A 26,070-nucleotide genomic window follows, 5' to 3' on the forward strand; every position below is an offset into this window, starting at 1 on the left:
CACACGGGTCCGAGAGCCGCAGCATCAGTTAGTCAGAGAAGGCGGGGTTAACAATTCACTCTTTGTAACGGCCTGAAACATTGCGACCGTGATCTGGCGGAAGGCCGCGCAGAAGCACATAAAGCCCTGATATAGAATGAAAAAAGGCCCGCTCTCGCGGACCTTTTTCGGCGTTTCGTGAAGCCTTTGTGACCGATTAATTCGCCTGACGGCGCAGGAAGGCCGGGATCTCGATGCGATCTTGATCCTCGGATTGCTCGTCATCATAGGCCTCGGCGCGCGGCTGAGCGGTCTGCGGACGCGGCTGTTGGGGCTGCGGCGCGGGCTGCTGCGGAGCGTGCTGCTGGGGCGCGTGGCCCTGCTCGGCATGGCCGTGGCCGGTCATGCGATTGATCAGCGAGTTGATGCCAAAGCGCGGACGCTCTGCCTGCGGCTGCGGTTGCGGCTGCTGCGGTGCGGCCGGGCGAGTCGCCGCCATCGGACGCTGCGCGGGCGCGCTCGACGGAGCCTTGTTCACCGCCGCCTCGAGACGACGCAGGGCTTCCGGCGACGGGGTGCCGGGCTGACGCGGACGCGGTGCGACATAGTCATGCGCGCCGTCTTCGACATGCAGATCCTGCGCGGGTGCAGGCTGCGGACGATAGGCCGGCGGCGGCAGGTCGTCAGCGGCTTCCTGAGCGCGCGGCTGCTCCATCGTGGCGCGAGCTGCGGGCGCGTCGAACAGGGTCCGCTCTTGTGCGGTCTGCTGCGGCTGCGGCGCGGGCTGCGGGGCTGCCTGAGCGGCCGGTGCCTGCTGCGGCGCGGGCTGCGGAGCCGGTGCGGGCTGCGGCGCCGGAGCAGGCGCATGCTCGATGGTGGCCTCGGCTGCGGTTTCCGCGGGCTTCAGCGGCTCGGCGAGCGAGCGGCGCGGCACCGGGACTTCCGCCGGGGTGGCCAGCGCATCTATACCGGTCGCGACCACGGAGACACGCATCGCGCCTTCCATGTCGGGGTCCAGCGTCGAGCCGACGATGATGTTGGCATCCGCATCGACCTCTTCGCGAATGCGGTTCGCCGCTTCGTCGAGTTCGAAAAGCGTCAGGTCGTAGCCGCCGGTGATGTTGATCAGCACGCCCTTGGCGCCTGCCAGCGAAATCTCGTCGAGGAGCGGGTTCGCGATGGCCTTCTCGGCGGCCTGAACCGCGCGATCTTCGCCCGTCGCCTCGCCGGTGCCCATCATCGCCTTGCCCATCTCGTCCATCACCGCACGCACGTCGGCGAAGTCGAGATTGATCAGGCCCGGACGGACCATCAGGTCGGTCACGCCTTTGACGCCCTGATACAGAACGTCGTCCGCCATCGAGAAGGCCTCGGTGAAGGTGGTCTTCTCGTTGGCCAGACGGAACAGGTTCTGGTTCGGAATGATGATCAGCGTGTCGACGACCTTCTGGAGCTCTTCGAGGCCCTGCTCGGCCTGACGCATCCGCTTGGAGCCTTCGAACTGGAAGGGCTTGGTCACGACGCCGACGGTCAGCACGCCCAGCTCACGCGCGGCCTGCGCGATGATCGGGGCCGCGCCGGTGCCGGTGCCGCCGCCCATGCCGGCGGTGATGAAGCACATGTGCGCGCCAGCGAGGTGATCGACGATCGCCTCGATGCTTTCTTCGGCCGCGGCCGCGCCCACCGTGGGACGTGCACCTGCGCCCAGACCCTCGGTGACCTTGGTGCCCATCTGGACCCGGGCCTGCGACTTGGACTGCTGCAGCGCCTGAGCGTCGGTATTCGCGACCACGAATTCCACGCCCTCAAGCTGCTGCTCGATCATGTTGTTGACCGCGTTTCCGCCCGCGCCCCCGACGCCGAATACGGTGATCCGGGGCTTCAGGTCCTCGTGCTCTGACATCATCAAATTCAACGCCATGTGGTATGTCCGCCTGTTGTTGCTGCCCGACCCTGTCCCAGGCCGATTTCAATGGAAATTAGACCGATTTTAGCGATGAATCGCCGCAGCGTCACGTAAAAAACCGCTTCGGACCACAAAATCTGGAGCTCCAGATTCCGTGACCAGCGGTATTTCGCGCAGACGTCAGCATATTGTGTGGATGATGCGGTCAGACCGCCGCCGCTACGCGAACTTGAACTTCGCGCGACAGGCGTCTGAGATCAGTCAATTTTCACTTTTGCAACATTTCACCAATTATCGCGGAACCAGCGGATGGCCCGGCGCAGCGAGCGCCCGCCCAGCGTTTCGGGGGGCATCTCGAAATCCCACCACTCGTCTTGCGGGTGCGCCGCAAAAAGCGACAGACCCACCACGGAAGAGAAGCCCGAGCCGGTCGCGGCCTGCGGCAGACCCTGCACCCGCATGGGTCGTCCGAGCCGCACATTCTGGCCGAGGATTCGCGCGGCCAGCCCGTCGAGACCGGGGATCTGGCTCGCCCCGCCCGTCAGCACGATCTGCTTCGAGGGCAGATGCTCGAACCCCGCAGCATCGAGGATCGCGCGCACGTCTTCGAGGATTTCCTCGACGCGCGGACGCATGATACCGATCAGTTCGGCGCGGCTCACCTGGCGGCGATCCTTTTCCCAGTCGCCGGAGTCGCCGCCCAGCTCGATCATCTCGCGATCGTCCATGCCGGTGGCGACGACGCCGCCGTGGAAGGTCTTGATCCGCTCGGCCACCGACATCGGCACCCGCAGCCCCGCCGCGATGTCGCGGGTGACATGCTCGCCGCCCAGCCGCACCGCGTCGGCATAGATCATGTGTTTCTTCATGAAGATCGACACGCCGGTCGCGCCGCCGCCCATGTCAATGCAGGCCGCGCCCAGCTCTTGCTCGTCTTCGACGAGGCTGGAGACACCCGAGACATAGGCGGAGCTGGCGATACCCGCGAGTTCGAGATCGCAGCGCCGGATACAATAGATAAGGTTCTGGATCGCGGTGTCGGAGACGGTCAGCAGATGCATGTCGACCGCGAGCCGCTGGCCCGCATGGCCCCGCGGATCGGCCAGACCCGAGCGGTGATCGAGCGCGAAGTTCACCGGCTGCGCATGAAGCACCTCGCGCCCTGCCCCGAGCGGCGGGATATCGCAGGACGCCAGCACGCGGCTTACATCGACTTCGGTGACCTGATCGCCCTGAACTTCGATCTCGCCCGCCAGCCCGTAGGAGCGCGGCTCGGCGCCCGCGAAACAGGCGATGACGTGATCGACGCGGGTATTGGCCATCTTCTGCGCGGCCTGCACGGCGGTCCGGATCGCGCGCTCGGTCTCTGCCATCGCGTCGATCTCGCCGAAGCGCACCCCGCGCGAACGCGTCGTCGCGGCCCCAATCACCCGCACCGAGGCGTGCCCGGCCAGCGAGTCCTCATCCTCGGACCCGTTCGGATTGTCGAATTTCAGAACGAGGCAGGCGATCTTGGAACTGCCGATATCGAGAAGCGCGATCACGCCCCGTTGCATCGCTGCCTTACGCATGTTGCGCATTGCGCGCTGGAACTCGTAGAGATCGGTCATTGCGTGGCCCTCGCTTTGAGAATGTCAGACTGCACCCGGCGGAATTCGGCGAGCGCGTTATCGCTGAGCCGGATCGTCGGACGGTCCTTGTTTCGAAAATCAATCACGGTGAAATCGCGGGCGAGCAGATCCTCGGCGGTGTTGAGCGCGAGGATGCGGTCGAGTGCGGCGACGGGATCTGTCTCGGGAAGCATGATGCGCTGATCGTGATCCAGCACGAGATCCCAGCGCCGCTCGCCCAGCCGCTCCAGCCCGCGCAGACGCGGCAGAAGCGGACCGGCATCGGCAATGATTTCCAGCGCCTCGGGCACCGCCTTATCCGCGCCCATGCCGGAAATCACCGGCAGATCGGGGCGCGCTTCGCGCGAAATCAGCGTGGCGACCCGGTGGCCCGACGCGTCGAGCATCTCGAGACCCGCAGGCTGGCGCCAGAGGATCGCGGGCACGCGCTCGGTCACGTCGGCCTCGAGCACCCCGCCCGGGCGGATCACGAGGCGCGCATCGGCCACCGCATCGAGGCGGCGGATCGTGTCGCGATAGGCGTCGAGGTCGATATCGAAGCTGGAAGCAGGCAGCCCCATCGGCAGCATCGCGCGCACGGCGTGGGCAACCTCGGGGCTCGCGCCTTCGATCTTGAGCAGCTTGACCATGAATTCGGGGCGATGCTCGATCGCGTCCTTCACGTCCTGCACCTGCGCGACGAGATCGGCGCGGCGGCCCGGATCGCCCAGCCAAAGACCGAGGCCCGCGACGATCAGAACAATCGGCACACCGATCCGGGTGAAGGCACGCACCGCAGGCGTGAGCCACAGCCGCTCGAGTTTGAAAGCGAGCCGCGAGGGCGCGGGATCGCGGCGGGCGGGACGTTTGGAGCGTTGGTAAACGCGGGGGGCCATGCCACCCGAAGGGCCTTGGCGATGCCCGGGGGCTTCGCGCGGCGGGGCACCGTTCAGCGGCCGCATGAGGCGTCCTCCACCAACCACGCGCACAATTCGGGGAAGTCGATGCCGCAATGCGCGGCCTGTTCGGGCGAAAGCGAGGTGGGCGTCATGCCCGGCTGGGTGTTGGTCTCCAGCAGCACGAGACCGGCGAGCCCCCTGCCCTCGTCCCAGCGGAAATCGGTGCGCGAGAGGCCCCGGCAGCCCAGAACCTGATGCGCGCGGACCGCGTAATCGAGGCAGGCTTCGGTGATCTCGACGGGGATTTCGGCGGGCAGAACGTGGCGCGAGCCGCCGGGGCGGTATTTCGCGTCATAGTCGTACCAGCCCTCGGTGATGATCTCGGTCACGCAAAGCGCGCGATCGCCCATCACGGAAACGGTCAGCTCGCGGCCCGGGGCGTAGGTCTCGACCATCACCTCTTCGGGCATCTCGGCCGACAGCTGCGGCGGGGAGTTCGCGCCGTCCATCACCAGATAGACGCCGACAGACGAACCCTCGTTATTCGGCTTCACGACATAAGGCGCCGGCAGCACGTGCCGCGCCATCACGTCATCCTTGGTCGCGATCACGGATTGCACGATCGGCAGGTTCGCGGCGGCATAGGCTTGCTTGGCGCGCGCCTTGTCCATCGCCAGCGCCGAGGCCAGCACACCGGAGTGCGTGTAAGGAATGCGGAGCCATTCGAGCATGCCCTGAACGCAGCCATCCTCGCCCCAGCGACCATGCAAAGCATTGAAAACGCAATCAGGCGCGGCATCGCTCAGCCGTTGCGGAAGATCCTCTCCCGCGTCGATCTCGATCACTTCGAAACCCGCCGTGCGCAACGCCTTGGCGCATTCGCGCCCCGAGGACAGAGACACCTCCCGCTCAGCAGAAGGGCCGCCCAGAAGAACCGCCACACGGTGGGATGCCCTGCTCGACATACCCGCTACTTTCGCCTCATGCGGGGGTTGACCCCCGTCCGGTAATTGCGTTGCAGGGTGGAGGTCTTACGCCTCGAATTCTCCTACACGCATGATTTCCCACTCTAGCGAAATTCCGCTCGATTGCACAACCTTTTTGCGCACCTCTTCCCCGAGATTTTCGAGATCGGCCGCGGTCGCCCCGCCAGTGTTGATCATAAAGTTGCTGTGTTTTTCCGACATTTGCGCGCCACCGATGCGCGCGCCGCGCATTCCGGCGTCGTCGATGACCTTCCACGCCTTCAGCTCATGCGTGTCATCGGCCCGGCCCGTCGAGGAAAAGCCCGCCGGGTTGCGGAAGGTCGATCCGGCGGTGCGGTCCTTCGTCGGTTGGGTCGCATCGCGCTTGGCCAGTTGCTCGGCCATATGCGTCTCGAGCGCCTCCGGGTCGCCGGGTTGCGCCCGGAAGGTGGCGCCGGTCAGCACCCAGCCTTCGGGCAAATCGCTCTGACGGTAGGCGAAGTTCAGATCCCCGGGCGTGAGCGTGACCCGCTCCCCTGCCCGCGTGATCACGCGCGCTTCGATCAGGTGATCGGCGACGTAAGAGCCGTAGCAGCCCGCATTCATCCGCACCGCCCCGCCGATCGCGCCGGGAATGGTGCGCAGGAAAGTCAGGTCCAGCCCCGCCTGCGCCGCCTTGCGCGCGACATGGGCGTCGAGCGCCGCGGCGCCCGCGGTGACCGTGTCGCCCTCGCAGGCGATGCCGTTGAAGCCCCGCCCCATGCGGATCACCACCGCCCGCAGTCCCCCATCGCGCACGATCAGGTTCGAGCCTACGCCCATCGGAAAGACCGCGATCTCCTCGGGCAGCCCTTTGAGGAACTCTGCAAGGTCCTCCTCGTCGGCAGGCTGGAACAGCCAATCCGCCGGGCCGCCCACGCGCAGCCAGGTCAGCGAGTCGAGCGGACGGTTCGGCGTCAGCGCGCCGCGCGGGGTATAGGTCGAAGGACAATCAGTCATGGCGCATTTCGTAGCCCCGCGCGCAGGGCGAGGCAAGCGATCCCGATCTCATTCAGCGGGGTCACGCGTACCCCGCAGCGCACGGACAAGGAAAATGACCGGCCAGCGCAGCACAGACATGCCGCCCGCCAGCACCAGCAGCCCCATGATCGGGCCGTTCTGATAGGTGACCCAGCCCACCAGCGGCACGCCGACCGCGATCAGCCCCCACGCGCCCGGCCAGTGGAACCGCCTCGGTCCCATCGCGATCAGCGTGGCAATGAGCGCCCAGACACAGGCAAGAACGAGCGAGACGGTCATGAGAAACCTCCCAGGGCTGCGATCAGGGCCGCTCCGGCGACCAATGCGCCCACGACCGGAACGGCCATAGGCACCTTGAACGGCGCATAGTCGGACCGGCTTTTCAGCGCGACGAGCGACAGGTTAACGAGAAGGAAGACGCCCAGGAGCACCTTCGAAGTGATACCGGCCAATTGCTCGACCGGGGCAGCGAGCGCAAGCGCAATCATCGCCATACCGCAAAGAAGAGTCGCGAGGACCGGCGTGCCAAAGCGCGGATGCGCCTGATGAAAAACGGACAGCGCGGGACTGCGGCGACCCAGACCGAACAGCACGCGCGCCGCCATCACCACCTGCGCAAGCACTCCGTTGAGCGCCGCCGCCACCGCGATCGCGGCGAGGATGCCGGGCCCGTGCCCCGCCGATTGCCAGACCAGCGCCAGCGGCTGCTCGGAGCGGGCGAGATCGGCCAGCGGCACCGCCCGCACGGCAGCGTAGCTTACGGTCAGATAGAGGATGGCGGTGATCGCGAGCGCGGCGAGGATCGCGCGCGGCATGTCGCGGATCGGGTCGCGCATCTCCTCGGACATGTTCACCATGTCCTCGAAACCGATGAAGGCGAAGAAAGCGAGCGACGCGGCGGCCGCGATCCCGGCCCAATGCGGCGCGGGCAGCGGCGTGAGATCGGGGCTCGGATCGGCAGAGACCCCCGCCCAGATCACCAGCGCGAGCCCGACCACCTCGACCAGCGTCAGCGCCACGGCGAGCCCCACGGATTCCAGCACACCTAAACAGGCGACGCCGATCAGCACCAGCCCGAAGGCGATCATCACGCCCTCGACCGGCAGCGGCACCAGCAGTGTCAGATAGCCCGCCCCGCCGCGCAGCACCGCCGCCGCCGACACCGTGCCCGCGACCACGATACCCAGCCCCACGATCAGCGCCAGCGCATGGCTGCGTAGGCCTTCCTCGACAAAGGCGGCTTCTCCGGCAGCTTCGGGGATGCGTGAGGACAATTCGGCATAGGACAGCGCCGACGGCGCCGCGATCAGCCCCGCCAGCACGAAGGCCAGCGGCGCCCAGATCCCGGCCTGCGCCGCAACCGCGCCGACCAGCACATAGATACCCGCGCCCACCATGACGCCGACCCCGTAGCCGGTCATCAGCCACGGACCCAATCGGCGTTTCAGATGCGTCTCGTCACGCATGACGCGGCCCTTCTTGCCCACATGAGACGACGTGGCAGCGCCGCAAGTCTTTTCGATGTCGTGCCGGGTCGCCCCGGCGCCTGCTCAGCCCCCCAGCTTCGCAGGCAGGTTGTTCGCCCAGGTCGATATCGTCCCCGCCCCGAGGCAGACGACGATATCGCCGGGACGCGCCTGTTCACGCACCAGCCGAGCCAGATCATCTTCCGACAAAATGGCACGAGCATGACGGTGACCATGCGCGATCAGCCCGGCGACCAGATCGTCGCGCGTCGCCCCCTCGATCGGCTCCTCGCCTGCCGAGAAGACCTCGGCGATGGCGACCACATCGGCCTCGTTGAAACAGGTGCAGAAATCGTCGAACAGCGAATGCAGACGCGAATAGCGGTGCGGCTGGTGGACCGCGATCACCCGCGCTCCGGGCTTCACCGCCTGACGCGCCGCTTTCAGCACGGCGGCGATCTCGACCGGGTGGTGGCCGTAATCGTCGATGATCGTGACCCCGCCCAGCACGTCGCCGACCTTGGTGAAGCGCCGGTTGACGCCGCCAAAGCTCGCCAGAGCTTCCTTGATCTCGCCCATTTTCATCCCGAGATGGCGCGCCACCGCGACGGCGGCCAGCGCGTTCGAGACGTTATGATCGCCCGGCATCGGCAGCGTGCAGCCCTCGATCACCGGCTTGCCCTCTTCGCCCTGCAGGGCGATGTCGAAATGCGCGACGCCGGCATCATAATGCAGGTTGATCGCGCGGATATCGGCCTGCGCGTTAAAGCCGAAAGTCACGACGCGGCGGTCGTTGAGCTTGCCGACCAGCGTCTGCACTTCCGGGTGATCGGTGCAGCAGACAGCCAACCCGTAGAACGGGATGTTCGAGACGAAATCGTAAAACCCTTTGCGCAGCGCGTCGAACGAGCCCCAGTGCTCCATATGCTCGGGGTCGATATTGGTCACGATGGCGATCGTCGCGGGCAGACGGTTGAACGAGCCATCGCTCTCGTCGGCCTCCACCACCATCCACTCGCCCGCGCCTGCGCGCGCGTTCGAGCCATAGGCGTGGATGATCCCGCCATTGATCACGGTCGGGTCGAAATTGCCCTTGTCGAGCAGCGTCGCGACCATCGTCGTGGTCGTCGTCTTGCCGTGGGTGCCGCCGATCGCGATGTTTGACTTCAGGCGCATCAGCTCGGCCAGCATCTCGGCGCGGCGCACGACCGGAAGACCGCGGCGGCGCGCCTCTTCCAGCTCGGGATTGCCCGGCTTGATCGCGGTGGAGATCACCACGACGCCCGCCTCACCGATATTCTCGGCGCGCTGGCCCTCGAAAATGGTCGCGCCCAGTTTCGCCAGACGATCGGTGATCTTGGAGGATTTCGCATCCGAGCCCTGAACCGTGAACCCTTGGGTCATCAGCACTTCTGCAATGCCGGACATACCGATCCCGCCGATACCGACGAAATGAATGGGGCCGAGTTCTCCGGGCAGTTTGGTCGCGTTCATTGAGTCTTTCCTGCTAGGTCTTCGACGAGGGCGACGAGCCGCTCGGTGGCGTCCGGCACCCCGTAGGAGAGGGCCGCGCGCGACATCTGCAGCGCGCCCTCAGGGTTGTCCAGCACCAGTGAAATTTGATCCGCGAGGCTCTCTGCCGAGAGCTGGCTTTCGGGGATGGTGATCGCGCCACCGGTCTTCGCGAGACCGCGCGCATTGGCCGCTTGGTGATCGCCCGCGGCGGCGGCATAGGGGATCAGGATCGCGGGCCGTCCGATGACGGAGATATCCGCGACCGAGGACGCACCGGCGCGCGAGATCACCAGCTGGCATTCGCTGAGACGACGCGGCACGTCATTGAAGAAAGGTTCGACCTCGGCGCTGATGCCGGCCGCGTCATAGGCGGCCACGACCCGGTCGAGGTCTTCGGGGCGCGCCTGATGGGAGACGCGCAGATTGGCGCGGGCGGCTTCCGGAAGGCTCGCCATCGCCGCCGGCACCGTGTCCGACAGGATGCGCGCGCCCTGCGAGCCGCCGATCACGAGGACCGACATCGGGTAATCGCCCGGCGGGATATAGGCCGCGCCCGCCCGCTCCAGCACGGCAGCTCGCACCGGATTGCCCGTATGCTCGCCCTGCACGCCCTCGGGCAGATCGGTCGGCCAGGTGCCGCAGGCGAAGCGGTTCACCTTCTTGGCGAAGACCCGGTTCACCTTGCCCATGATGCCGTTCTGTTCGTGGATCGCGCGGGGAATGCCCAGGAACACCGCCGAAGACAGCGCCGGGATCGTCGGATAACCGCCGAAGCCCACCACAACCGTCGGCTTGTCCGACAGGTTCTTGCGGATGGCCGAGGCCACGCCGCCCGCGATCTTGAAGGGCACGCCCAACTTGCCGAGCGCGCCACCGCGCGCAAATGTCGCCGAGGCGATCTGCTCCACCGTCACCGTATGGGGAAAGCCGCCCGCGTAGCGCGCCCCGCGCGCATCCGTGGACAGCTTCACGCGCCAGCCCCGGCGCACCATCGCCTCGGCCAGCGCCTGTGCGGGGAACATATGCCCGCCGGTGCCGCCAGCGGCGATCAGCAGTAGCGGGGTCGTGTCCTTGGCCATGTCCCCCTCCTGAGGGTTTTAGCGACCGCGCCGGGCGAGAATATCCGAAATCTGTCCCTGCGGCCGGGTCCGAGTCAGCGCGAGCAACATACCCACCGCAATCCCCGAAGCAATGACCGAAGAGCCCCCGTAGCTGACGAACGGCAAAGTCATGCCTTTCGCGGGCAGAAGGCGCACCGCGACGCCCATATTGATGATCGCCTGAACGCCGAAGGCGCAGGCCAGACCGGAGCCCGCAAGCCGGGTGAAGGGATCGCGCTCGCGCATCAGGCGCAGCAGCGACCGGATCACGACCGTCGCGTAGAGCGCGATTATCACGAGGACGAGGATCAGCCCGTATTCCTCAGCCGCGACCGCGATGATGAAGTCGGTATGCGCATCGGGCAGCGACCATTTCACCGAACCCTGCCCCACACCGACGCCAAAGAACCCGCCCTCTTGGATCGCGTTCGTCGCGTAGCCGATCTGCGTGCGCGGATCGACATCCGTCGACAGGAAGCCGTTGATCCGGCGCGCGAAGTGTTCCGAGAAATTATAGGCGAAGAAGCCGCCCGCCACGGTCAGCGCCCCGATCCCTGTCAGCAGCGCAATCGGCGCGCCCGAAATGAAATACATCACCGACCATGCGAACAGCACCAGCGACGCCTGCCCGAAATCGGGTTGAAGCGCGAGCGCCACCACGATGATGACCATCAGCAGGAAGGAATAGAGCCGCCCCTTGGGGCCCCCGACGTCATGGGCTGCGGCCATGAACCAGCCGGAGATGATGACGAAACCGGGTTTGAGGAATTCGGACGGCTGGATCGACGCGAAGCCGAAGGAATACCACCGCACCGCGCCCTTGCCGAAATCGGTGCCCAGCACCGGCAGCAGCATCACCGCGACGAAGGCGCCGACGAAGCCGATCACGCCCAGCCTGCGCACCTGTTTGGGGTCGAGCATCGAGATGCCCAGCATCACGCCCAGCGCCACCACCCCGAAGAAGGCCTGTCGCTTGACGTAATAGAAAGGCTCAAGACCGTTGCGCTCTGCCAGCGGCACCGAGGCTGCGAGCCCCAGCAACATGCCAAGGCCGAACAACGCCAAAACGGCGCCGAGCGCCCATTTGTCGATCGTGCGCCACCATTTCGGTAAGACGGGTTCACCGGCCCGCACGGGGACGGTGCCGAATGCCATTTCTGTCATGGGCTATACTGCCGTTACTGCCTCGAATACGCCCGTTTTCCGGGTCTGATCGGAATCGTAGCCCAAAAGCTTTGAGATGACTAGGAAAATTCCGAAGCGGCGCGATCACTCGGCGATGATCGGCAAGGGCGCGCGCAATTCACCCTGCCCTCAGGCCAAGCCAAGCTCTGCAAGGATTTGGGGGAGCTTCTTTTTGACCTTGAAGAACCCGGCCGTGGCATGGGGCCAGATCACGCGATCCCACTCCCGAGTCAGCTCGCACAGCGCGATGCCATGCGCGCCCAGCGCCGCCTCCGCGCTCTCGCGCCAATCGCCGAGCGGCCCGACCGGAATGTAAGGCGTGACGATCTGCCGAACGCCGAGGCTTTGCGCCCAATCGACCAGCGCGGACGGGCCACCGGCCTTCAGGCGTTGCACGTCCGGCACCCCGGCGCGCTCAGCGGCATCGGCGAGTGCGTCGCGCTCGAACCGCGCGACATGCGGCGCCACCTCGCGCGTCGAGCGCAGGTGGCTGGCGCTGAGGGTCGCGGCTCCACGCAGATCGAACGCGCTCAGATCGAAATCCTCGACGCGGCAATCTTCCTCGGTGATCAGGAGCGCCGTGGGCAGCCCCGGCTGCGGGGGGCGCGGCGCGCGCAATGACGCAACCGGGGGCAGCCCCTCGGGCTCGTTCGCCTCCAACCCCTCGCTGACTTCCGCCAACTCCGCGGGATCGGGCGCGAACCTGCCGCCTGTGTAGCGCGTGATATTGGCAGCCTCAGCGGCATAGAACTTGCCCCGCGTATGCAGGCCCGCCACCCAGCGCCAGCTGAGCGTGTTCGAGGCCGGATCGCCGTCGAGCAGATGGCGATAGAAGAAATCCGCCCCGATCCGCCACGGCAGCCGAAGCGTGAAGATCCAGATCGAGGCGAACCACATCCGCGCGTGATTGTGCAGATAGCCGGTCTCGCGCAACTCACGCGCCCACGCGTCGAAACAGGCGATCCCGCTGCGGCCCGCCTCGGCCTCGGCCACGCGCGCGGCCAGACCGGGGGCGTCGTCGAGCGCGGCAAGGTCTTGCGCCAATCCGTCCCGATAGCGCGCCCAGACCTCAGGGCGATGCTCCAACCAGCCCTTGAAATAGCCCCGCCAGAGCACCTCCTGCACGAATTTCTCCGCAGCCTCTGCACCATGCGCCTCATACGCCCGCGTCACCGCCTCACGCTCGAGCACAAGACGCCGGCGCAGATAGGGCGACAGTTGCGAGACGTCCCTATGCCGCCCCGCCCCGTGATCGAAATTGCGCCCCCGCGCGTAATCCGCGCCCATCTTGGGGGCGAACCGCGTCAGGCGGTCCTCGCCCGCAGCGCGGGTGGCGGCAGGCAATGGCAAAGGTGCGGCAGCGGTCACGGCATCTCCTTCCGGGTCAGGCTACCGATCTACGCCGTCGAGGGGATATGCGATCACTCGGCCCGCTCGAACCGAACCGTCGGGTTGCTCATCAGCGCCTCGAGCGACCCGTCGAACGCGCCCAGCCGCACGAGGTCCGGCGAGTTGGCAAAGGGTTTGTAGAAGATCGCGAGATTGCCCCAAGGCGCATAAAGCGTGATGTCGCCCGTCTTCGGCTCGTAGCTGCGCGGCGCGCCGGTGGTGTCGAGCTTGCGCGGCAGATCGGCGATCTTCTCGATGCCGTGGTAGTCGCGCAGGGTCAGCTCCAGCGGCATGAGCGCCGCGAAATCGCGCCCTGCAGGGGTGTCGTCGAGCGTGGCGGTCAGAACCGTCTCGCCTGCGGTCACGGTGATCGGGATCATACTGTCTCCTTTCGTCTCCTGAGCGCAGGCCATGCTGGCGGCGACGCACAGCGCCGCGACGGGTGTCAGAAACTTCGTGAAGCTCATGGCCGATGCCCTCCTGCTGCTGGAGACAAATCTATGCGCGATTGCGCGGGAGGATTACCCCCCGCGCAATACTGCCACAGATGAGCGGCACTCATCAGTCGCCGTTTCAGGCCTGGGTCATGTCGATCACATAGCGATAGCGCGCCTGCTTGTTCACGACCTTCTCGCAGGCTTCGCCGATCTGCTCGGGGGTGATCATCTCATAGGTGGCCGCGACCCCGTGATGTGCGGCGAAGTCGATCACCCGCTGGGTCTCGGCAATGCCGCCCGTCATCGAGCCCGCGAGGCTCTGACGCCCGAAGCCCATCATCATCCCATGCGCCCCCTCGATCGGGAACAGCGCGCCAACATTGACCAGCGTCTTGTCGAGCTTGAGCAGGTTCAGGAATTGCTGCATCGGATAGGCCACCGGAACGGTCGAGAGCATCAGATCGAAGCTGCCCATCTGGCTCCGCATCGCGGCCTCGTCGGACCAGAGATAGGCCTCGGCGGCGCCGAAAGCCTTGGCATCGGCGATTTTGTCCTCGGAAGTGGTGAAGACGACGACCTCGGCCCCTTTCGCCGCCGCCAGCTTCACCGCGAGATGGCCCAGACCGCCCATTCCGATCACGCCGTAACGTTGGCCGGGCTGCAGATCCCAGTGATTGATCGGCGAGAAGGTGGTGATCCCGGCGCAAAGAAGCGGCGCGAACCCGGCCAGATCGACCCCAGGCGGGATGCGCAGCGCGAAGTCTTCCTTCACGACGATCTTCTTGGAATAGCCGCCATAGGTCACCCCGCCCGAGATCTTGTCCTCGGAATTATAGGTGAAGGTCGTGCCGTTGAGGCAGTTCTGCTCGCGGTCGGCCAGGCAATTGGCGCAGGTGCCGCAGCTGTCGACCATCGTGCCGACCCCGGCGACATCGCCCTCGCGGAACTTGGTGACTTCCGCGCCGATGCCGACGACCCGGCCGACCATCTCGTGACCGGGAACAAGCGGGAACTGCGGCATCCCCCAGTCGCCCTTGTAGGTGTGAATGTCCGAGTGGCAGATCGAGCTATACATGATCTCGACCACGACATCCTTCGGGCCAGCCGCACGGCGCGGGATCGTATGCGGCGCGAAACTGCCATCCGTGTCGAAGGCCGCCCAAGCCTGCACTTCGGAAGCTTCGAGCGATGCGCCGCCCTCTTGCGCGGCCGCTTGCGTGGCGACGCTCGCCGCCAAGGGGGCCGCGGCCAGCGCGGCACCGCTGCGCAGGAAATTGCGGCGGCTTTCGCCATCGCGGGTCAAGGTTTGGAACGTGTCATTGCAGGACTGGCACATCTCGGGCCTCCTTTTTCGGGAACTGACGAAGAGCGCCGGAACAAGGGTGGCGCCTGCCTTTCAACATGCCGCGAAACGCGCCGCAGATAATCACCGCTTTGCGCACAGCATCCATGAATCCTGCTCATGAGGCTTTCCGGCTTTTGCGGCATTAACCCCGCGTCTGCGGTCCTTACCTCAATGAAAGCGAGGCCAGGGAGATCACGGCCTTGCCATTGAAACGCAATCCAAGGGAGACCCCTGATGATCCGCACCTTCACGACGCTCGCCGTCCTTCTCGCCGCCCCCGCCGCCGTTGCGCAGTCGATGGAACTGACCCCGGCGGAGAGCCGCGCGGCCACGATCGGCAGCTCTGAGACCTTCACCGGCACCGCCCTCGTCGCCCCCGTCTTCGGCCCTGACATGGGCGATGTGAGCGCGGGCGAAGTGACCTTCCTTCCCGGCGCGCGCTCGGCCTGGCACACCCATCCGGCGGGTCAGAAGCTCGTTGTGACGGCAGGCTCCGGCTGGGTACAGGAACGCGGCCAGCCCAAACAGCTGATGCAGGCGGGCGACGTCATCTGGTGCCCGCCCGGCATCGAGCATTGGCATGGCGCGACCGACACGACCCATGTGACGCATTTCGCGATTCAGCAGGTGGTAGATGGCTCCGCCGTGACTTGGGGCGAGAAGGTGACCGACGCGGATTATCTGGAGTGACGTCGCCTGATCCACGGCTGAATAATCCGTGGACGTCATGAACCACGCGCATATATCGTGAGGGAGACCCGCCCGATGGCGACACCAACATTCAGCGAGGCCTCCCTCATGCTCCGCGAGAATATCAACGATCTGATCGCCCTGGCCGCCGTCGCCGAAGAGCGCAGCTTCACCAAGGCCGCGGCGCGGCTCAACGTGTCGCAATCCGCGCTGAGCCATACGATCAAGGCGCTGGAGCAACGGCTGGGGCTGCGGCTGCTGACGCGTACCACGCGATCCGTTGCGCCGACGCTCGAGGGCGAGGATCTTCTGGCCACGCTCAACCCCTGTTTCGAGATGATCGAGGCGCGGTTGCGCGCGCTCGACGACGCGCAGGACCAGCCCACGGGCACCGTGCGCATCGTCTCCACCGATTACGCGATCGAGACCGTGCTTTGGCCAAAGCTCTCGCCGCTGCTCAAGCAATACCCCTCTATCAATGTCGAGCTGGTGATGGATTACGGCTTCACCGATCTGGCCTCGGCGCAATGCGATGCCGGGGTGCGCTATGGCGACAGCGTGAGCGAAGGGATGATCGCCACAAGGATCGGCCCGGACGAGCGGATGCTCTGCGTCGGCGCGCCGTCCTATTTCGAAACGGCTGGCGTGCCGCAGACCCCGCATGATCTGAGCGAACATAATTGCATCAACCTGCGGCTGGCGACGCATGGCGCACTCTATGCCTGGGAATTCGAGGATGCCGACGGGCACGAGATCCGGGTGAAAGTCTCCGGTCAGGCCTGCTTCAACACGATCGGGTTGGTGCAGCACGCGGCGCTCGACGGGCACGGGCTGGCGCTGGTGCCGGACCGGCTCGCCGCGCCCCATCTGGAAAGCGGCGCCCTGCAAGCCTGCCTCGAGGAATATTGCCCCTATTTCCCGGGATTTCACCTTTATTACCCCAGCCGCCAACGCCCTTCTTCGGCCTTCGGCGCCGTGCTGGAAGCGCTGCGCGAGCGGGGCTGATCGGTCCCCTATTATCACGCTCGGGTGAATGAACGTGCGCATTCATGCTTGTCACTCATGAGTGCTATAAAAATTCCGCCGATTATCCTGAGGCGCATCTCGCACTAGATTGCAGGACATGAACCGAAGCCGTGCTCTTGAAAATGAGGGGCGCGGCGCACTCCAATGCAAGGAGCCAGACATGATCCTGAACGAAACCCTTACCCTCCCCAATGGCGTCGAGATCCCGAAACTGGGCCTTGGCACATGGATGATCGACGATGACAAGGTGGCCGATGCGGTGAAGGCCGCCGTCGAGATGGGCTATCACCATATCGATACCGCGCAGGCCTATGGAAACGAACGTGGCGTCGGCGAAGGCATCCGCAATTGCGGCGTTCCGCGCGACGAGATTTTCCTGACCACGAAGCTCGACGCGGGCATCAAGAACTATGCCGATGCGAAAGCCGCCATCGACGGCTCGCTCGAGACGCTCGGGCTCGACAAGATCGACCTGATGATCATCCACAGCCCGAAGCCCTGGACCGAGTTCCACGGCGACGATGGCTACTTCGAGGGCAACCTCGAAGCGTGGCGCGCGCTGGAAGAAGCCTATGAGGCGGGCAAGCTGGGCGCGATCGGCGTGTCGAACTTCGAGAAGGCGGATCTCGACAACCTGCTCGACAACGCAAAGGTCAAGCCGATGATCGACCAGATCCTCGCGCATGTGTCGAACACGCCCTTCGAACTGATCGACTACATCCAGAGCAACGGCATGGTCGCCGAGGCCTATTCGCCGATCGGCCACGGCCAGATCCTCGACAATGCCGAGATCAAGGCGATGGCAGAGAAATACAGCGTCAGCGTCCCGCAGCTCTCGATCCGCTACGTGCTGCAACTGGGCATGGTCGCGCTGCCGAAGACCGCCAATCCCGATCACATGCGCTCCAATGCGGCGCTCGATTTCGAAATTTCCGAAGCCGATATGGAGGCACTGAAATCGGTCGAGGAGATCAAGGATTACGGCGAGGCGAGCATGTTCCCCGTCTATGGCGGGCAGCTTTAAGCCAGACCATCGCACTGCCGGGCCTGTCCCGGCGGTGCCTTTCAGGCCTTTCGATGAATCTCGCTCATGAGTGACTTGGCTTGATACGGCATTAACCTGAGTGCCGCCTCCCCCATCTCTGAAGGACAAGATCAACCCGACAGGAGAGATGATATGAAAACCCGTTTTGCAGCTTCTGCTTTCGCCCTGATTGCGTCCTCGGCCTCCGGCGAGGCGCTCGATCGCACCATCCCCGACGCCGTTGGCCGCGCGGCCCCCGCGCTCGAGGCCTATTCCAGCAATGATCTTCTCGGCTCGGTCTGGACCGGCGAACAGCTGTCCATGCGGGACCGCTCGCTCGTGACCTTCGCGGCGCTGATGACCCGCCACGAGACAGGAAACCTCGAGCGTTTCGTCGAACTCGCGCTCGATAGCGGCGTGACGCCTGCCGAACTGTCGGAAACCGTCACCCATCTCGCCTTCTACACCGGCTGGGGCAACGCCACCGCCGCGGCCGAGGCGATGGCGCCGGTCTACGAGGCGCGCGGAATCGCCGCCGACAGCCTTCCCGGCGCAGAGGTCAATCTGCTGCCGCTCGATGAGGAGGCCGAGGAATCGCGCGAGAGTTTCGTGCGCGGCACCTATGGCGACGTCTCGATGGGCGTGGTCGACAACACGCGCGAGCTTCTGTTCCGCGACCTCTGGCTGCGTCCCGACCTCGCGCCGCGCGACCGCTCGATGGTCACCGTCGCGGCCCTGATCGCGGCGGGCCAGCCCGAGCAGATGACCTTCCACCTCAACCGCGCGATGGATAACGGGCTGACGCAGGAGGAAGCGGGCGCGATGCTCTCGCATCTGGCCTTCTACGCGGGCTGGCCCAAGGTCTTCTCCGCCCTGCCGGTGGCCAAGGACGTCTTCGAGAACCGCGCCGAATAAAGGACCCTGCCATGAAGATCGCCATTCTCGGATCTGGACTGATGGGCGCCAAGCTCGGACGGATCTGGGCGCAATGCGGCCACGATCTGCGCTTCGCCTATTCGCGCAGTCAGGCCAAGCTGGACCGGCTCGCCGCCGAGACCGGCGGGCGGGCGACCAGCGTCTCCGAGGCGGTCGCGGATGCGGATGCGATCCTGCTCGCCGTGCATTGGAGCCGCATCGACGATGTGCTGGCTCAGGCCTGCGACATGGCAGGCCAGGTGGTGCTCAACTGCTGCGTTCCGCTCGATACGAGCAATAGCGATCTCGTGCTCGGCCCCAAGACCTCCGGGGCCGAGCAACTCGCCACCATGCGCCCCGATGCGCGCTGGGTGGCCACATTCAACACCTCTCCCTCCGAGAGCTTCGCACCGGTCTTTGCCCGCAAGGGACAGGCCGACCCGCCGCAGCTTTTGATCTACGGCGATGACGACGGTGCGAAGGCCGTCGCGCGCGGGCTGATCGAAGATATCGGCTTTACGCCGGTTGATGCGGGCGGATTGCGCACCGGGCGTTTCGTCGAGCCCTTTGCAATGGTCACCGCCGAGCTAGCCTATGGGCAACCCGGCGGTCCCGCCCTGACCTACCGTTTCGAAAAACTGCGCGGCTAAGCCCGCGCTCCCCTACCCCAAGAAAGGAGTTTTCACATGAAAATCATTCGTTCCGGCGCCAACGCCTCAATGCAGGGCCCCGAAGACTGGTTCACCGGCACCGTCCGCGTCGATCCGCTGTTTCAGGCCGAAGAGCCCGGCCGCACCTCGGGCAGCCATGTCACGTTCGAGCCCGGCGCGCGCACCGCATGGCACACCCACCCTGCGGGCCAGACCCTGATCGTCACCTTTGGGCGCGGCCGCGTCCAGCGCGAAGGCGGCCCTGTCGAAGAGATCAGCCAGGGCGATGTCGTGTGGTTCCCGGCAGGCGAAAAGCACTGGCACGGCGCCTCGTCCGAGACCGCGATGAGCCATATCGCGGTGCAGGAAAGCATCGACGGCTCGCCGGTCACCTGGCTCGAGAAAGTCGCCGACGAAGACTATAACGGCTGACCTTGAGGGCCGGGCCCGCGCGGCTCGGCCTTCTCTTTCTTCTTCCCAATAATTTTCAAAGCACGAGGCCCCGCAATGCCCCGGCCGCATATCACTTGCCATATGATCACCACGCTCGACGGACGATTGAAGACCGAAGGGTGGCCCTATTCCGAAGACGAATTGCTGACGATCTACGATGCGGTCGGTTCGCGTCTGGAGGGGCAAGGCTGGATCATCGGTCGCGCCTCGCTCGAAGGCTGGGTGCCGCATGTCGAACCGATGCTCGACCCCGCGCCGAGCCCGCGCCCCGATCGACTGGCGGATCTGGCGGGACGCACCCTCGGCGTCGTATTCGACCGCAAGGGGCGGCTCTTGCCGGATACGGACGAACTCGAGGGCGACCATCTGGCGATCGTGCTCTCCGAGCGCGTCGCGCAGGCCCATGTCGAGCGGCTAACAGAGCGCGGCATCTCGGTCGTGTTCAGCGGTCCCGAGGGAGACGACATCGAAGGCGCGCTGAGCCGCATCGCCGAGGGGTTCGGGATCGACCGGCTGTTGCTTGAAGGCGGCGGCACCTTGAACGGCACCTTCCTCGCCAAGGGGCTGATCGACGCGACCAGCACCCTGATCCTGCCGGTGATCGACGGCAATAGCGGCGCACCCGCGATCTACGAACAAGGCACCGGCCCCGCGCAATCGCTGGAGCTGGTGCAGGCCGAGACGCTGGAGAATGGGATCGTCTGGCTCCGCCACCGCGTGAGCAGGGAAAGCTGAGACAGGCTTGCCCCAAAGCCCCGCGCGGCATCGTGGCGCTCGAGCTCGGGGCGGCGCAACGCTCAGCGAAGCATGGCGCAACGGTGCCTCCTCGCCTTGAGCGATTTTTCCCTCAACTTCCGCGAAAGACCAACGGCGTCGGGCCTACCCCCCCTCGCCTTTTTCCTGAAGTTGTCGGAAGACATACGGCACTGAGTCAATATTCTTGCTACTGACTGACCGGTCAGTTATTTTCTCCCCATGACAGATCCCGACTCGCCCGAGCCCAAATTTCGACGTCGCGCGGAGGCGCGGCCTGACGAGGTGCTCGACGCGGCGCTCTCGCTCTTCGATGAAAAGGGTTACGCCCATACGTCGGTGGCGCAGATCGCCAAGACGGCGGGTCTCTCGAAGGGGGCCGTCTATCTCTATTTCCCGTCGAAGCAGGCGATCCTCGAAGGCTTGGTGCGCAGGGCCGTTTCCCCGATCGCCACACGGGCGCAAGCGCTTGTCGATCTGACGTCCGACGACGCGCGCGCCACGCTGCGCGCGCTGTTCTCGCTCATCGCGACCTCGCTTGGGGATCCGAAAGTTCTGGCGGTGCCCAAGGTCGTGATCCGCGAGGCCGTCGTCGCCCCCGAAATCGCCGCGATGTATCGGCGCGAGGTGTTCGACCACGTCCTTCCCGCCGCCACCGAAATCATCCGACAGGGCATCGCGTCGGGCCAGTTGCGCCCGGTCGATCCCGAACTGACCCTGCGCTCGATCATCGGCCCGATCGTCGTGCATCTCCTGCTTGCGGAGATCTTCGACATCGTGCCGGAGAACGGGCTGTCGCTCGATCAGTTGATCGAGAACCACCTCGACATTCTATTCCACGGCGTTTTCCTGTCCCCGGAGGGTTCGACCGATGCTTGATACCATTGTTGCGTGGATCAGCGCCCTGCTCACCGCGATCATTCCCGGCTATGGGGACGCCCCGGTGCCGCATTACTCCGGCTATGTGGAGGGCGAATACGTCTATGTCGCCCCTTCGGTCACCGGACGCATCAAGACGCTGGCGGCGATCGAAGGCGACAGCGTGAAGGCCGATCAGTTCCTCTTCGACATGGATTCGACCAAGCAGCAGGCTGCGGTCCGCGCCGCCGAGGCCAAGATCGGGACCGCGAGCGCCAATCTGAACAACCTCGAAACCGGCTCGCGCGACCCCGAGATCGAGGTGATCAAGGCCTCGCTGGAGCAAGCCATCGCGCATCGCAACCTCGCGGAATCCGCGCTCAAGCGCACCGAGGATCTGTTCGCCCGAGAAATCGTCGCTCAGGCCAAGGTTGATGTCGACCGCGCCGCTCTGGAAGAAGCCGAGGCGCAGGTGGCCCAGCTCAAGGCTCAGCTCGAAGTGGCGGCCCTGCCCGCGCGCAGCGCGCAGGTCCTCGCAGCCCAGAAAACGCTCGAGGCAGCACAGGCCGATGCCGATCTCGCCCGCTCACAGCTGGATGACATGACGGTCACCGCGCCCGTGGCCGGTCGGATCGAGACGGTCTATTACAAGGCCGGGGAAGTGGCCGCAGCCGGGGCGCCCGTGCTGTCGATCCTGCCGCCGAACGCGCTCAAGGTCCTGTTCTTCCTGCCCGAGGCCGAGCGCGCGGATTTCGCCATTGGCGATCAGCTGGAGATGGAATGCGACGGCTGTGACCCCGACATCAAGGTGACGATCAGCAAGATGGCTTCCGAGCCGCAATACACGCCCCCGATCATCTACTCGCGCGAAGAACGCTCGCGGCTCGTGTTCCGGGCCGAGGCGCGAATCCCGGCGGGCGTGTCGCTCCTGCCGGGCCAGCCGGTCAGCCTGAGGCGGCTGCAATGAGCACGACACCCGCCGACAGCGTGAGCGACCGGAGCGAGCCCGCGATCGTCGTGAAGGGGCTCACGAAGATCTACAACGGCAAGAAGGTGGTGAACGAGGTCGATATGTCGGTGCCCAAAGGGGCGATCTACGGCTTCATCGGGCCCAACGGTTCGGGCAAGACCACAACGATCCGGATGATGTGCGCGCTGCTCACCCCCGATGGCGGCGAAGGTCACACCCTTGGTTACGACATCCACAAGGACGCGCGCGCGATCAAGGAAAACGTCGGCTACATGACGCAGAAGTTCTCGCTCTATGGCGATCTGACGATCCGCGAGAACCTCGACTTCATGGCGCGGATGTATCGGGTGAAGAACCGCAAGAAGGTGGTGGACGAGACCCTGCGAACCCTAGGCCTCGAAGGGCGCGGCAAGCAGTTGGCGGGCACTTTGTCGGGGGGCTGGAAACAGCGTCTGGCACTGGCCGCCTGCATGCAGCACAAGCCCGCGCTCCTGCTTCTCGACGAACCCACCGCCGGGGTCGACCCGAAGGCGCGGCGCGACTTCTGGGACGAGATCCGCCAGCTCAGCAAACAGGGCGTCACGGTGCTTGTCTCGACGCATTACATGGATGAGGCGGTGCAATGCGATTACATCGCGTATATCGCCTATGGGAAGAAGCTGATCGACGGCCCGGCGACCGAGATCCCGCATCAGGTCGGCCTGACGACATGGCGGGTCTCCGGCCCCGACTTGGTCCAGCTCGAGGAAGAGCTGCGCGCCGATCCGCGGGTCGAGCAGGTCGCGCGCTTCGGCGCCCAGCTTCATGTGTCCTCGACCGACAGCGCCGGGCTCGACGCGGTCGTCGCTGAAAAGAGCGGGGAGAACGACGCGCGCAAATGGGAGAAGAAAGAGGCCGAGCTTGAAGAGGTCTTCATCTACCTGATGGCAACCGCGGCCGACAATTTCGGCGTCAACGGAGGCCCCTCCGCATGAGTTGGTTCTCGGTCTCGCGTTTCGGAGCAGTGCTCTACAAGGAATTCATCCAGATGCGGCGCGACCGGATGACCTTCGCGATGATGATCGGCATCCCGATCCTGCAGCTGGTCATGTTCGGCTACATCATCAATTCCGACCCGCACCACCTGCCCACCCTGATCGAGATGGCCGATGAAAGCCCGGTGGCGCGCGCGGTGCTGTCGGGCATGGAGACCTCGGATTACTTCAAATTCGAGGGCATCGTGACCAGCGCCGAGGAAGGCGATCAGGCGCTCCGCGACGGCACCGCGAATTTCGTCGTGGTCATTCCGCCCAATTTCGAGCGCGACATCGTGCGGGGCCTGTCGCCGAAGCTGCTCGTCAGCGCCGACGCGTCCGATCCGACGGCCGTGGGCACCGCTGTCGGCGCGCTGTCGGGGATCATCGACACTGCGGTGAAGCAGACCTTCCAGGGCCCCCTCGCTCCGGTCGCAGGGCAACCGCCGCCCTTCTCGGTCGTGGTGCACAAGCAATTCAACCCGGCGAGCAAAACCTCGCTGAACATCGTGCCCGGCCTGATCGCCGTGATCCTCGCGATGACGATGGTGTTGATCACCGCGATCGCGATCGTACGCGAGACAGAACGCGGCACAATGGAAACCCTGATCGCCACACCGGTCCGGCCGCTCGAGGTGATGCTGGGCAAGATCCTGCCCTATGTCGTGATCGGCTACATCCAGACCGTCGTGTTCCTGATTGCCGGGAAGCTTCTGTTCGGGGTGCCGTTCCTCGGATCGGGGCTGGCCTTCTTCATCGGCTTCAACCTCTATATAGTGGTGAACCTCGCCCTCGGCTTCCTGATCTCGACCCTCGTGCGCACCCAGATGCAGGCGATGCAGGCGAGCTTCATGACGATCCTGCCCACCATCCTGCTCTCGGGTTTCATGTTCCCCTACGCAGGCATGCCCGGCTGGGCGCAGGTGATCGGCTCGGCGATCCCCGCCACGCATTTCCTGCGGATCGTGCGCAAGGTGATGCTCAAAGGTGCCCATCTGGCCGACATCACCGGCGACTTGCGGGCGATCGCCATCATCGGCGTGGTGATCATGCTGATCTCGATGCTGCGCTATCGACAGACGCTGGATTGAGCCCACTCGGCACGGCTTTCGGATCAAGTCGGAGAGCGTCACGATCTCTCACGGCAGCTCATCCCACGAAAAAGGGGCGCGCCGCGCTGCGACCGCCCCTTTGAATTGCAGGTCGCGCGCCTCGCGGGGCGCGCGGGTTTTTCAGTCGAAGCTCGGGTAGATACCCTGCATGGCGATGCAATAGACGAGCCCTAGCGTCGGCTGATCGTTCTCATGCGGCTGGCTGCTTCCGGCCGGCAAGATCGCGCCGGGCGCAAAGCTGGTCGCCTCCTGAACCGGCGTGCCGGTATAGCCATTGGCCCCCGTCGAGATCCAGGTATCGCCTGCAGTCGGCGCGGCACTCGCATCCGTGCCTTCAGGAAACACCGAAAGCGAATGCGAATGCGGCGGCAGATCGGCCTCGGTAAGCGTCACCGTATCGCTGCCCACCCGCTGGCCGAGCGCGCGAGGGGTAAGCCCCGGCCCTACGCCCTGCCCGGCAACGACGCTCAACGGCGAACCGCTGCCCCCGTTGAGATTGGGCAGCCCGAAGGTCGTGCGCCCGTCCCCGCCATAGGTCGTCCCGATCAACGAGTAGACCGCCGAGTATTGTGACATCGGCAAGACCTGCCCGTCACAAGGCATCCAACCCTTGGGGATGAAATTGTAGGGAAATGGCATGACCGTGCAAAGAATGGGGTCCATATCCTGTCCTTTCCGAAAAGACCGGGCGCGCTTACGAGCGCGGCGGGTAAATACCGTCATAGGCGATGCAGTAGTTCATCACCGTGGTCGGCATCATGTTCTGGTGCGGGCGGGACGCACCGCTCGATCCGATCGAGGCCGGATTCAGCGTCGCGGACGCGCCACCGGGCTGGGCCGCGTAGCGCGTGACACCCGTGCCATCTGCGGTCGCGAACTCGACCTCCGGGCCGGGCACGGCGGTCGCGTTGGCCGCCGGGCTCTGGCTCGACGCCTGGATCGCGTGGGAATGCGACGGCATCTCCGCGACGCTCAGCGTGACCGTCTCCTCCCCGACCTTGTCGCCGACCTTGTAGACCGACAGCCCCGGCGCATGTCCCATGCCGAGCGGAATGCGCCCGCGCAGATCCGGCACGCCGAAAGTCGTGACGGCGTCGCCGCCATATTGGGTTCCGATAAGCGAGAACAGCGCCTGATATTGGTTGATGGGCAACAACTGCCCCTGACAGCTGAGCCAGCCGCGCGGCGTGCGCGGGAAGGCAAACAGCGTGATTTGTCCGACAATGGGGTCCATGAATATATCCTCTCCGTTCCGGCGGATCCGTTGCGCGCTTTACGCGCGCTGCGGGAAGATGCCCTGGAGGGCGATGACGTAATTGACGCAAAGCGAGGGCTGCATGTTGGGATGCGCAATGCCGCCGCCGGTGTGACCGATATTGGTCTGCGCCAGCGCGACCGGCGCCTCGGCGCTGCCATAGAGATTGCCAGCGGGAATATTGCCCGAAGCGATCACCATGTCGTCGGGCGCAATCGGCGCACGTCCCGCGATCGCCAGCTGCGAGGCCACGAAAGGGTGGCTGTGGCTGGGCATCGTGGCGTCCGTGAGCGTGACCGCCTCGCTCCCCGGTTTTTGCCCGCGCGCCTGCATGGTGGCACCGCGCGGGCTGCGCCCACGAAGATCGGGGAGGCCGAACGTCGTCCGCCCGTCCCCGCCGAACTCGGTCCCGAGAAGCGAGAAAAGCGCCGAATACTGCGCGATGCTCATCAACTGTCCATTACACAACGCCCAGCCCTGCGGCGCGAAATCGAAGGCTACGGGCATGATCATGCCCAGAAATGGTTCCATCGAA

27 protein-coding genes are annotated in these 26,070 nt (G+C 65.3%); 11 read left to right on the forward strand and 16 right to left on the reverse strand.

Annotated features, from left to right (window positions below; translation table 11 throughout):
• Nucleotides 1-196 precede the first annotated feature (196 nt).
• The 13 genes from ftsZ to BMI91_RS18635 all read right to left on the reverse strand — a co-directional run bounded on the left by ftsZ (nucleotide 197) and on the right by BMI91_RS18635 (nucleotide 14,807).
• Nucleotides 197-1,900 carry a cell division protein FtsZ gene (ftsZ, locus tag BMI91_RS18575; RefSeq protein WP_078606204.1) on the reverse strand — a complete coding sequence of 568 codons (1,704 nt, stop codon included), beginning with the start codon at nucleotides 1,898-1,900 and terminating at the stop codon, nucleotides 197-199.
• 269 nt (nucleotides 1,901-2,169) lie between these two features.
• Nucleotides 2,170-3,495 carry a cell division protein FtsA gene (gene ftsA, locus BMI91_RS18580; RefSeq protein WP_078522995.1) on the reverse strand — a complete coding sequence of 442 codons (1,326 nt, stop codon included), beginning with the start codon at nucleotides 3,493-3,495 and terminating at the stop codon, nucleotides 2,170-2,172.
• Nucleotides 3,492-4,457 (reverse strand): cell division protein FtsQ/DivIB, encoded by a 966-nt coding sequence (locus BMI91_RS18585; RefSeq protein ID WP_078606205.1) that lies wholly within the window; start codon nucleotides 4,455-4,457, stop codon nucleotides 3,492-3,494. The genes ftsA and BMI91_RS18585 overlap by 4 nt, the downstream gene beginning before the upstream one ends.
• Nucleotides 4,445-5,359, reverse strand: a complete 915-nt coding sequence (locus tag BMI91_RS18590; protein ID WP_078601774.1) for a D-alanine--D-alanine ligase — start codon at nucleotides 5,357-5,359, stop codon at nucleotides 4,445-4,447. Before BMI91_RS18590 ends, BMI91_RS18585 begins: the two co-directional genes overlap by 13 nt.
• Nucleotides 5,360-5,425: 66 nt before the next feature.
• Nucleotides 5,426-6,358 (reverse strand): UDP-N-acetylmuramate dehydrogenase, encoded by a 933-nt coding sequence (gene murB / locus BMI91_RS18595; RefSeq protein WP_078606206.1) that lies wholly within the window; start codon nucleotides 6,356-6,358, stop codon nucleotides 5,426-5,428.
• A gap of 48 nt (nucleotides 6,359-6,406) precedes the next feature.
• The gene (locus tag BMI91_RS18600; protein ID WP_078606207.1) at nucleotides 6,407-6,658 is read right to left on the reverse strand and encodes a DUF2484 family protein; all 252 of its coding nucleotides are present in this window, start codon (nucleotides 6,656-6,658) and stop codon (nucleotides 6,407-6,409) included.
• Nucleotides 6,655-7,845, reverse strand: coding sequence for an APC family permease (locus BMI91_RS18605; RefSeq protein WP_078606208.1), 1,191 nt, complete (start codon nucleotides 7,843-7,845; stop codon nucleotides 6,655-6,657). The genes BMI91_RS18600 and BMI91_RS18605 overlap by 4 nt, the downstream gene beginning before the upstream one ends.
• Before the next feature lie 84 nt (nucleotides 7,846-7,929).
• Complete coding sequence (gene murC, locus BMI91_RS18610; RefSeq protein ID WP_078523001.1) at nucleotides 7,930-9,339, reverse strand: UDP-N-acetylmuramate--L-alanine ligase; 1,410 nt, start codon at nucleotides 9,337-9,339, stop codon at nucleotides 7,930-7,932.
• Nucleotides 9,336-10,439 carry a UDP-N-acetylglucosamine--N-acetylmuramyl-(pentapeptide) pyrophosphoryl-undecaprenol N-acetylglucosamine transferase gene (locus BMI91_RS18615; RefSeq protein ID WP_078606209.1) on the reverse strand — a complete coding sequence of 368 codons (1,104 nt, stop codon included), beginning with the start codon at nucleotides 10,437-10,439 and terminating at the stop codon, nucleotides 9,336-9,338. Before BMI91_RS18615 ends, murC begins: the two co-directional genes overlap by 4 nt.
• Nucleotides 10,440-10,457: 18 nt before the next feature.
• Complete coding sequence (locus BMI91_RS18620) at nucleotides 10,458-11,624, reverse strand: peptidoglycan glycosyltransferase FtsW (RefSeq protein ID WP_078523003.1); 1,167 nt, start codon at nucleotides 11,622-11,624, stop codon at nucleotides 10,458-10,460.
• 150 nt (nucleotides 11,625-11,774) lie between these two features.
• Nucleotides 11,775-13,013: an FAD-binding domain-containing protein gene (locus BMI91_RS18625; protein ID WP_244176687.1), complete on the reverse strand. Its 1,239-nt coding sequence runs from the start codon at nucleotides 13,011-13,013 to the stop codon at nucleotides 11,775-11,777.
• Nucleotides 13,014-13,066: 53 nt separating this feature from the next.
• Nucleotides 13,067-13,501 carry a cyclophilin-like fold protein gene (locus tag BMI91_RS18630; protein WP_244176688.1) on the reverse strand — a complete coding sequence of 145 codons (435 nt, stop codon included), beginning with the start codon at nucleotides 13,499-13,501 and terminating at the stop codon, nucleotides 13,067-13,069.
• Between the two features lie 106 nt (nucleotides 13,502-13,607).
• Nucleotides 13,608-14,807: an NAD(P)-dependent alcohol dehydrogenase gene (locus tag BMI91_RS18635; RefSeq protein ID WP_078606210.1), complete on the reverse strand. Its 1,200-nt coding sequence runs from the start codon at nucleotides 14,805-14,807 to the stop codon at nucleotides 13,608-13,610.
• 243 nt (nucleotides 14,808-15,050) lie between these two features.
• Here BMI91_RS18635 and BMI91_RS18640 point away from each other — a divergent pair, with 243 nt between their 5' ends.
• The 11 genes from BMI91_RS18640 (at nucleotide 15,051) to BMI91_RS18690 (ending at nucleotide 24,259) form a co-directional block, all read left to right on the forward strand.
• On the forward strand, nucleotides 15,051-15,506 hold the full coding sequence (locus BMI91_RS18640) for a (R)-mandelonitrile lyase (protein WP_078606211.1): 456 nt from the start codon (nucleotides 15,051-15,053) through the stop codon (nucleotides 15,504-15,506).
• A gap of 75 nt (nucleotides 15,507-15,581) precedes the next feature.
• Nucleotides 15,582-16,511 carry a LysR family transcriptional regulator gene (locus BMI91_RS18645; protein ID WP_341853202.1) on the forward strand — a complete coding sequence of 310 codons (930 nt, stop codon included), beginning with the start codon at nucleotides 15,582-15,584 and terminating at the stop codon, nucleotides 16,509-16,511.
• Nucleotides 16,512-16,692: 181 nt separating this feature from the next.
• Nucleotides 16,693-17,556 (forward strand): aldo/keto reductase, encoded by an 864-nt coding sequence (locus BMI91_RS18650; protein ID WP_078606213.1) that lies wholly within the window; start codon nucleotides 16,693-16,695, stop codon nucleotides 17,554-17,556.
• Nucleotides 17,557-17,709: 153 nt separating this feature from the next.
• Nucleotides 17,710-18,471, forward strand: coding sequence for a carboxymuconolactone decarboxylase family protein (locus tag BMI91_RS18655; RefSeq protein WP_078606214.1), 762 nt, complete (start codon nucleotides 17,710-17,712; stop codon nucleotides 18,469-18,471).
• A gap of 11 nt (nucleotides 18,472-18,482) precedes the next feature.
• Nucleotides 18,483-19,121, forward strand: a complete 639-nt coding sequence (locus BMI91_RS18660) for an NADPH-dependent F420 reductase (RefSeq protein WP_078606215.1) — start codon at nucleotides 18,483-18,485, stop codon at nucleotides 19,119-19,121.
• 36 nt (nucleotides 19,122-19,157) lie between these two features.
• On the forward strand, nucleotides 19,158-19,553 hold the full coding sequence (locus tag BMI91_RS18665; protein WP_078542630.1) for a (R)-mandelonitrile lyase: 396 nt from the start codon (nucleotides 19,158-19,160) through the stop codon (nucleotides 19,551-19,553).
• A gap of 75 nt (nucleotides 19,554-19,628) precedes the next feature.
• The gene (locus BMI91_RS18670; protein WP_078606216.1) at nucleotides 19,629-20,309 is read left to right on the forward strand and encodes a dihydrofolate reductase family protein; all 681 of its coding nucleotides are present in this window, start codon (nucleotides 19,629-19,631) and stop codon (nucleotides 20,307-20,309) included.
• A gap of 240 nt (nucleotides 20,310-20,549) precedes the next feature.
• The gene (locus BMI91_RS18675) at nucleotides 20,550-21,206 is read left to right on the forward strand and encodes a TetR/AcrR family transcriptional regulator (RefSeq protein WP_078606217.1); all 657 of its coding nucleotides are present in this window, start codon (nucleotides 20,550-20,552) and stop codon (nucleotides 21,204-21,206) included.
• Nucleotides 21,199-22,152 (forward strand): HlyD family secretion protein, encoded by a 954-nt coding sequence (locus BMI91_RS18680; protein ID WP_078606218.1) that lies wholly within the window; start codon nucleotides 21,199-21,201, stop codon nucleotides 22,150-22,152. The genes BMI91_RS18675 and BMI91_RS18680 overlap by 8 nt, the downstream gene beginning before the upstream one ends.
• Nucleotides 22,149-23,129, forward strand: coding sequence for an ABC transporter ATP-binding protein (locus tag BMI91_RS18685; RefSeq protein ID WP_078606219.1), 981 nt, complete (start codon nucleotides 22,149-22,151; stop codon nucleotides 23,127-23,129). The genes BMI91_RS18680 and BMI91_RS18685 overlap by 4 nt, the downstream gene beginning before the upstream one ends.
• Nucleotides 23,126-24,259 carry an ABC transporter permease gene (locus tag BMI91_RS18690; RefSeq protein WP_078606220.1) on the forward strand — a complete coding sequence of 378 codons (1,134 nt, stop codon included), beginning with the start codon at nucleotides 23,126-23,128 and terminating at the stop codon, nucleotides 24,257-24,259. Before BMI91_RS18685 ends, BMI91_RS18690 begins: the two co-directional genes overlap by 4 nt.
• Before the next feature lie 141 nt (nucleotides 24,260-24,400).
• Here BMI91_RS18690 and BMI91_RS18695 read toward each other — a convergent pair whose 3' ends face one another.
• From BMI91_RS18695 to BMI91_RS18705, 3 genes are read right to left on the reverse strand one after another with little or no spacing between them, the layout of a single operon-like run.
• Entirely contained in the window at nucleotides 24,401-24,943 is a 543-nt protein-coding gene (locus BMI91_RS18695) for a phage tail protein (RefSeq protein WP_078606221.1), read from the reverse strand.
• 31 nt (nucleotides 24,944-24,974) lie between these two features.
• Nucleotides 24,975-25,514, reverse strand: coding sequence for a phage tail protein (locus BMI91_RS18700; protein ID WP_078606222.1), 540 nt, complete (start codon nucleotides 25,512-25,514; stop codon nucleotides 24,975-24,977).
• Between the two features lie 39 nt (nucleotides 25,515-25,553).
• On the reverse strand, nucleotides 25,554-26,066 hold the full coding sequence (locus tag BMI91_RS18705) for a phage tail protein (protein WP_078547657.1): 513 nt from the start codon (nucleotides 26,064-26,066) through the stop codon (nucleotides 25,554-25,556).
• Nucleotides 26,067-26,070: the final 4 nt, after the last annotated feature.

Source organism: Thioclava sediminum (genome assembly GCF_002020355.1).
In the GTDB taxonomy this organism is placed as follows: domain Bacteria; phylum Pseudomonadota; class Alphaproteobacteria; order Rhodobacterales; family Rhodobacteraceae; genus Thioclava; species Thioclava sediminum.

Excerpts from the sequence above, each read along its gene's own strand:
- ftsZ (WP_078606204.1), bottom strand. The coding sequence starts at position 1,900 with ATGGCGTTGAATTTGATGATGTCAGAGCACGAGGACCTGAAGCCCCGG.
- ftsA (WP_078522995.1), bottom strand. The coding sequence starts at position 3,495 with ATGACCGATCTCTACGAGTTCCAGCGCGCAATGCGCAACATGCGTAAG.
- BMI91_RS18585 (WP_078606205.1), bottom strand. The coding sequence starts at position 4,457 with ATGCGGCCGCTGAACGGTGCCCCGCCGCGCGAAGCCCCCGGGCATCGC.
- BMI91_RS18590 (WP_078601774.1), bottom strand. The coding sequence starts at position 5,359 with ATGTCGAGCAGGGCATCCCACCGTGTGGCGGTTCTTCTGGGCGGCCCT.
- murB (WP_078606206.1), bottom strand. The coding sequence starts at position 6,358 with ATGACTGATTGTCCTTCGACCTATACCCCGCGCGGCGCGCTGACGCCG.
- BMI91_RS18600 (WP_078606207.1), bottom strand. The coding sequence starts at position 6,658 with ATGACCGTCTCGCTCGTTCTTGCCTGTGTCTGGGCGCTCATTGCCACG.
- BMI91_RS18605 (WP_078606208.1), bottom strand. The coding sequence starts at position 7,845 with ATGCGTGACGAGACGCATCTGAAACGCCGATTGGGTCCGTGGCTGATG.
- murC (WP_078523001.1), bottom strand. The coding sequence starts at position 9,339 with ATGAACGCGACCAAACTGCCCGGAGAACTCGGCCCCATTCATTTCGTC.
- BMI91_RS18615 (WP_078606209.1), bottom strand. The coding sequence starts at position 10,439 with ATGGCCAAGGACACGACCCCGCTACTGCTGATCGCCGCTGGCGGCACC.
- BMI91_RS18620 (WP_078523003.1), bottom strand. The coding sequence starts at position 11,624 with ATGACAGAAATGGCATTCGGCACCGTCCCCGTGCGGGCCGGTGAACCC.
- BMI91_RS18630 (WP_244176688.1), bottom strand. The coding sequence starts at position 13,501 with ATGAGCTTCACGAAGTTTCTGACACCCGTCGCGGCGCTGTGCGTCGCC.
- BMI91_RS18635 (WP_078606210.1), bottom strand. The coding sequence starts at position 14,807 with ATGTGCCAGTCCTGCAATGACACGTTCCAAACCTTGACCCGCGATGGC.
- BMI91_RS18640 (WP_078606211.1), top strand. The coding sequence starts at position 15,051 with ATGATCCGCACCTTCACGACGCTCGCCGTCCTTCTCGCCGCCCCCGCC.
- BMI91_RS18645 (WP_341853202.1), top strand. The coding sequence starts at position 15,582 with ATGGCGACACCAACATTCAGCGAGGCCTCCCTCATGCTCCGCGAGAAT.
- BMI91_RS18650 (WP_078606213.1), top strand. The coding sequence starts at position 16,693 with ATGATCCTGAACGAAACCCTTACCCTCCCCAATGGCGTCGAGATCCCG.
- BMI91_RS18655 (WP_078606214.1), top strand. The coding sequence starts at position 17,710 with ATGAAAACCCGTTTTGCAGCTTCTGCTTTCGCCCTGATTGCGTCCTCG.
- BMI91_RS18660 (WP_078606215.1), top strand. The coding sequence starts at position 18,483 with ATGAAGATCGCCATTCTCGGATCTGGACTGATGGGCGCCAAGCTCGGA.
- BMI91_RS18665 (WP_078542630.1), top strand. The coding sequence starts at position 19,158 with ATGAAAATCATTCGTTCCGGCGCCAACGCCTCAATGCAGGGCCCCGAA.
- BMI91_RS18670 (WP_078606216.1), top strand. The coding sequence starts at position 19,629 with ATGCCCCGGCCGCATATCACTTGCCATATGATCACCACGCTCGACGGA.
- BMI91_RS18675 (WP_078606217.1), top strand. The coding sequence starts at position 20,550 with ATGACAGATCCCGACTCGCCCGAGCCCAAATTTCGACGTCGCGCGGAG.
- BMI91_RS18680 (WP_078606218.1), top strand. The coding sequence starts at position 21,199 with ATGCTTGATACCATTGTTGCGTGGATCAGCGCCCTGCTCACCGCGATC.
- BMI91_RS18685 (WP_078606219.1), top strand. The coding sequence starts at position 22,149 with ATGAGCACGACACCCGCCGACAGCGTGAGCGACCGGAGCGAGCCCGCG.
- BMI91_RS18690 (WP_078606220.1), top strand. The coding sequence starts at position 23,126 with ATGAGTTGGTTCTCGGTCTCGCGTTTCGGAGCAGTGCTCTACAAGGAA.
- BMI91_RS18695 (WP_078606221.1), bottom strand. The coding sequence starts at position 24,943 with ATGGACCCCATTCTTTGCACGGTCATGCCATTTCCCTACAATTTCATC.
- BMI91_RS18700 (WP_078606222.1), bottom strand. The coding sequence starts at position 25,514 with ATGGACCCCATTGTCGGACAAATCACGCTGTTTGCCTTCCCGCGCACG.
- BMI91_RS18705 (WP_078547657.1), bottom strand. The coding sequence starts at position 26,066 with ATGGAACCATTTCTGGGCATGATCATGCCCGTAGCCTTCGATTTCGCG.